This window comes from Siccirubricoccus soli, from assembly GCF_024178315.1.
Taxonomy (GTDB): Bacteria; Pseudomonadota; Alphaproteobacteria; order Acetobacterales; family Acetobacteraceae; genus Siccirubricoccus; species Siccirubricoccus soli.
This window is the reverse complement of sequence record NZ_JAMZIK010000184.1, coordinates 1-5,210: the sequence shown is the minus strand read 5'-3', so window position 1 is coordinate 5,210 and position 5,210 is coordinate 1. Positions and strand designations below refer to the sequence as shown.

The 5,210-nt window shown below is 70.6% G+C and carries 6 protein-coding genes; 5 read left to right on the top strand and 1 reads right to left on the bottom strand.

From position 1 onward, the window contains the following. Nucleotides 1-243, bottom strand: a 243-nt coding sequence (locus NJ376_RS24425) for a hypothetical protein (RefSeq protein ID WP_252955894.1), incomplete at its 3' end; no start/stop codon positions are given. Nucleotides 244-448: 205 nt separating this feature from the next. On the opposite strand from NJ376_RS24425, the gene NJ376_RS24420 reads away from it, so the two are divergent. The 5 genes from NJ376_RS24420 to NJ376_RS24400 are packed head-to-tail and all read left to right on the top strand — an operon-like array spanning nt 449 to nt 5,145. After that, nucleotides 449-784 (top strand): DVU3141 family protein, encoded by a 336-nt coding sequence (locus NJ376_RS24420; RefSeq protein WP_252955893.1) that lies wholly within the window; start codon nt 449-451, stop codon nt 782-784. Next, nucleotides 781-1,578, top strand: a complete 798-nt coding sequence (locus NJ376_RS24415) for an ABC transporter permease (protein WP_252955892.1) — start codon at nt 781-783, stop codon at nt 1,576-1,578. The genes NJ376_RS24420 and NJ376_RS24415 overlap by 4 nt, the downstream gene beginning before the upstream one ends. 4 nt (nt 1,579-1,582) lie before the next feature. Next, nucleotides 1,583-2,230, top strand: coding sequence for an ABC transporter ATP-binding protein (locus NJ376_RS24410; protein ID WP_252955891.1), 648 nt, complete (start codon nt 1,583-1,585; stop codon nt 2,228-2,230). Continuing rightward, the gene (locus NJ376_RS24405) at nt 2,187-3,380 is read left to right on the top strand and encodes a capsule biosynthesis protein (protein ID WP_252955890.1); all 1,194 of its coding nucleotides are present in this window, start codon (nt 2,187-2,189) and stop codon (nt 3,378-3,380) included. The genes NJ376_RS24410 and NJ376_RS24405 overlap by 44 nt, the downstream gene beginning before the upstream one ends. Continuing rightward, complete coding sequence (locus NJ376_RS24400) at nt 3,370-5,145, top strand: polysaccharide biosynthesis/export family protein (RefSeq protein ID WP_252955889.1); 1,776 nt, start codon at nt 3,370-3,372, stop codon at nt 5,143-5,145. The genes NJ376_RS24405 and NJ376_RS24400 overlap by 11 nt, the downstream gene beginning before the upstream one ends. The last annotated feature ends 65 nt before the right edge of the window (nt 5,146-5,210 follow it).

Below are 5,210 nucleotides of genomic sequence, written 5' to 3'. Positions count from 1 at the left end.
CGTCCGCCAGGCCGCGAGCAGCGCAGGCAGCGCCGGCACCGTGGCGGGCGCGGCGAGGCCGGCCCGGATGGCGGTGGGCAGGTCCGGCGCAGCGAGCCAGGAGAGCAGCGCCTGGCGGCGGCCGAAGGCCGGCGCGCGGAACAGGCCGGGGGACTGCGCCGCGGCGGCCCTCGCCCCCATGCTCCCCTCGCCCGCCGCCACCGTCTCCTCCGCAAACTCCAGCGCGCGAAATAAATGATTCATGCTCGCCGGCCTATAGGGATGAGGGTTCGCCCAGGATGCGAAACGTGCTTACCGCCGCCTCGCTTTTTGCTAGAGGGGTGATGGGAGCCATCAGCGAATGAATATCATTTTGCGCATTGTCCAAAACGGCGCGTGCAACTGGAACGAAAAGCTTCGGAGACCGCCGCATCGGCGCTCTGCGCTTCTCGGGCTGGTCGCTCTCGGCATGGCCCTGACCGGCTGTGCCGCCCTCGGGGAACGGGGCGGCGCCGATGCCGACGGCCTCGTCACGCCTGCCGCCTATGTCACGCCGGCGGATCCGCTGGCCGCCTTCGCCGCCACCGCGGCGCCGGGCAGCCAGGGCAGCGTGGCTCTGGCCGGCACCGGCCAGGTCGCAAGGGTGCGGCTGCTGCGCAGCTATGTCGCCGCCAGCGGGCGGGAGTGCCGGGAAGTGCTGGTCGGCAGCGGCTATGACGAGCGCAGCCGGCTGATCTGCCAGGGCGAGACCGGCTGGGTGGAGGCCCGGCCGCTGCTGCGCGGCGGCGCCGCATCCCGGCCGTGAGCGGCGGTGCCGCAGCGCGCGGCAGCGTCCTCGCCGGGCTGCGGGTGCAGCTGCGGGTGATCGGCGCGCTCACGCTGCGCGAGCTCGGGACCCGCTTCGGCCGCGACAATCTCGGCTATCTCTGGCTTTTCGTCGAACCCGCGCTGCTCGGCGGCGCGATAGGCATGGTGCACCATCTCAGCGGCCATGGGCTGCCGGGGGGGCTGAATGTCGCGACCTTCTGGGTGATGGGCTACATCCCTTATTACCTGCTGCGCGGCATCATCAACCGCGCACCCACGGCGATCGTCTCCAACCAGTCGCTGCTCTACCACCGCAACATCTCGGTCTTCGACATCATCCTGGCGCGCGACCTGCTGGAAGGGGCCGCGGTGGGCGGGGCGATGCTCGCCTTCACGCTGTTCTTCGGCATGACTGCGGGGCAATGGCCGCATGCGCCGGAGAAGATGGTGATCGGCATGGTATTGATGCTGGCCTTCTGCCACGGCGTGGCGCTGCTGATCGCCGCCGGCAGCATCTACACCGAGGTGTTCGACCGGGTGGTGCACCTTTGCACCTACATCGCCCTGCCGGCGACCGGCGCCTTCTTCATGGTATTCTGGCTGCCGACGGACCTGCAGCGCTCCGCGCTCTGGATCCCGACAGTGCATATCTTCGAGATGATCCGGGACGGGGAATTCGGCAGCCAGGTGCCGACGCACTACAACGTCGGCTACGTCATCGCCTGGATCGCCGGGCTGAACCTGCTGGGCATGGCAGCGATCCGGCGCGGCCGGCATGATCTGGTGATCTAGCGCCATGATCCGCATCACCGACCTCTGCAAGACCTACAAGACCCATCTCGGGCCGAAGACCGTGCTGAGCGGGCTCTCGACGGAGTTCCGCCATGGCGAGAAGGTGGGCATCCTTGGCCGCAACGGCGCGGGCAAGACCACGCTGCTGCGCCTGATCGCCGGGGTGGAGGGCTACACCTCCGGCCGGATCGAGCGGCGGATGAGCGTCTCCTGGCCGCTCGGCTTCGCCGGCGCCATGCACTACAGCATCACCGGCGCCGACAATGCCCGCTTCATCGCGCGCATCTACGGCAAGCCGATCGACTGGACGGTGGGCTTCGTGGAGGATTTCGCCGAGCTCGGCGAGTATTTCCGCTTGCCGGTGCGAACCTACTCCTCCGGCATGATGATGCGCCTCGGCTTCGCCCTCTCCCTCGCGGTCGATTTCGACTGCTACCTGGTCGATGAGGTGATCGCCGTCGGCGACAGCCGGTTCGGCGAGCGCTGCCGCGCCGCCCTGGCCGAGCGCCATGCCCGCAGCACCCTGCTGCTTGTCTCTCACCAGGCCGAAACGGTGCGGGCCTTCTGCTCCTCCGCCGCGGTCCTGCAGGATGGTAGGTTGACCCGCTATGACGATCTGGACGAAGCAATCGCCGCCTACCACGCTGCCTGAGGCCGGGGCGATCGAGGCTGGCTGGTCCGGCCCGGTCGCCGCGCCGGGACTGATGAGCCGGGTTCGCCGCCTGGCGCGCCGCAATGCCTTCAAGCTGACCGTGCTGCTGCCGACCCTGCTGGCCGGCCTCTACTTCATCCACTTCGCCGCTCCGCAATATGATTCCGAAGCCCGCTTCCTGATCCGCGGCCGCCAGCAGGCCCCGACCGGCGGCCTCGGCGAGATGCTCCAGGCCTCGGGCTTCCGTCCGGCCTCGGAAGACGCGATGGGGGTGCGGGACTACCTGGAATCCCACGACGCCGTCGCCGCGCTGCGCGCCCGGCTGCCGCTGGTGGAGATGTTCCGCCGGCCCGAAGCCGATGCGGTGGCCCGGCTGTGGTGGGAGAACCCGACGGCCGAGCGGCTGCAGGACTACTACCGCCGCATGGTCTCGGTGGAGTTCGACACCACCAGCGGCATCACCGCGCTGCGTGTCCGCAGCTTCCGGGCGGAGGACAGCAAGGCGATCACCGAGGCGCTGCTCTCCCTCTCCGAGGCCATGGTGAACAACCTGAACCAGCGGCTGCAGGAGGACGGGCTGCGCGTGGCGCGGGAGGAAGTGGCCCGCGCCGAGCAGCGGCTGGCCGCCGTGCAGCTGGAGATGACCCAGTTCCGGGAGCGGGAGCGTGCGGTGGACCCGACCCGCTCCGCCGCCCTGGCGCTCGAGAATCTCGGCCGGCTGGAAGGCGCGCTGGCCCAGGCGCGGGCCGAGATGGCGGAGGCGCAGCGCTTCACCCGCGCCGACAATCCGCGCGTCGTCCAGCTGCGCAACCGCATCGAGGCGCTGAACGCCCAGGTGGCCGAGGAGCGGGTGCGGATCAGCAGCACCGATGCCGGCCTTTCCCAGCAGATCGGCGAGTATGAGCGGCTGGGGACGGAGCGGGAGCTGGCGCGCACCCAGCTCGCCTCCGCCACCGCCTCGCTCGAGCGCGCGCGGGTGGACGCGCAGCGCCAGCAGATCTTCCTGCTGCGCGTGGTCGAGCCGAACCTCGCCGAATACGCCCGCTACCCGAAGGGCGTGCAGACCACCCTCTACATCTTCATCTGCCTGTCCGTGGCCTACGGGCTGGCTTGGCTCCTCGTGGCGGGAATGCGCGAACATGCTTCTTGAAGGCCTCACCAGACGCGCCAGGATGGCGTTGCTGGTGGCCATGGCGCCGGATGTCGCCCTGGCGCAGACTCCCATGCAGCTCCTCCAGCAGAACCAGATGCTGCAGCAGCAGAACCTTCAGCTGACCCGGCCCAACCCGTCCCCCGCCAGCGGCGCCGCGGTGACGGAAGGCCTGCCGAACCTGGTGGGCCCCGACCGGGTACTGAACCGCCCTGGCATGGAGACGCAGTCCGAAGGCGGGCCCACCGCCACCGGGCCGCTCGGCGACCGCAGCCGGGCCGGCAACGTCACCGCGGTGTTCGGCGCCAGCCTCTTCACCCGCGACGCGACCTCGGTCTCCGACGCGCCCAATCCGAACTACCAGATCGTCCCCGGCGACCGCGTCTCCATCCGCGTCTGGGGTGCGGTGGAGGCGGAGACGGTGGCCGTGGTCGACCCCACGGGCAACCTCTTCCTGCCCAATATCGGCCCGATCCGCATCGCCGGCACCCGCGCCGGCGACCTGCAGCAGGTGGTGGAGGCCGAGGTGCAGCGCACCTACACCAGCCAGGTGCAGGTCTATGCGGTGCTGCTCTCCACCCAGCGCATCGGCGTCTTCGTCGCCGGCTTCGTCCGCACCCCGGGCCGCTTCGGCGGCAGCGCGGCGGACAGCGTGCTGGACTTCCTGGTGCGGGCCGGCGGCGTCGATCCCGGCCGTGGCTCCTACCGCGACATCCAGGTGCAGCGCGGCGGCCGCACCGTGGCGACGGTCGATCTCTACCGCTTCCTGATGGACGGAAAGCTGCCGGCGGTGCGGCTGCAGGAGGGCGACACCATCGTGGTGGCGCGGCAGCGCGCCGTGGTGGGCGCCGATGGCGCGGTGCGCAACAACTACCTGTTCGAGGTACCGGCCCGGCTGATGGCCGGGCGGGAGCTGATCGACTATGCCCGTCCCCTGCCCGCCGCGACCAACGCCATCATCCGCGGCAGCCGCGGCGGCCAGCCCTTCTCCCGCTACGTCTCGCTGAGCGAGCTGGCGGGCGTGACGCTGGGCGACCAGGACACCGTCACCTTCATCACGGACAGCCCGGCGCGCAGCGTGCGCGTGACGGTGGAAGGCAGCCGCATCGGCCCCTCCGTGCTGGTCGCCGACCGCGACGCCACGCTATGCGACGTGCTGGACCACATCGCGGTGGATCCGGCGCTGGCCGATACGCGCTCGGTCTTCCTGCTGCGGCCTTCCGTCGCGCAGCAGCAGCGCCGCGCCATCGACGAGGCGCTGGACCGGCTGGAGCGGCAGCTTTTCCTGTCCGTCTCCGCCACCACCGGCGTCGCCGCCATCCGGGCGACGGAGGCCAACCTTGTCTCCTCCTACATCCAGCGGGCGCGGCGGACCCAGCCTGAGGGGCGCGTCGTCGTCTCCGACCGAGACGGGCGCTGCGCGCCGGTGCGGCTGGAGGAAGGCGATGTGATCGTCATCCCCGAGAGGTCGCAGACCGTGCTGGTGGCGGGCGAGGTGACGGCGCCGCGCGCCGTGGTGTGGCGCCAGGGGATGCGGATTGCCGACTACGTCCGCGCCGCCGGCGGCTTCACCCCGCGCGGCAGCGAGGGCAGCATGATGATCCGCCGCGCGAGCGGGGAGCTGGTGCTGGAGCCGGAGGAAGGGCCACAGCCGGGGGACGAGCTGATCGCCCTGCCCCGGCTGGACCCGAAGGTGTTCCAGGTGGGCAGCGAGCTGCTGGGGCTGATCTACCAGATCGCGGTGGCGACCAGGATCTTCCTTTAATCCCCTCGAAGTCGCTGCGCGCCTTCGCGAGGGCCCGGTCTCCCTCCGGGATCAAGCCCTCGCAC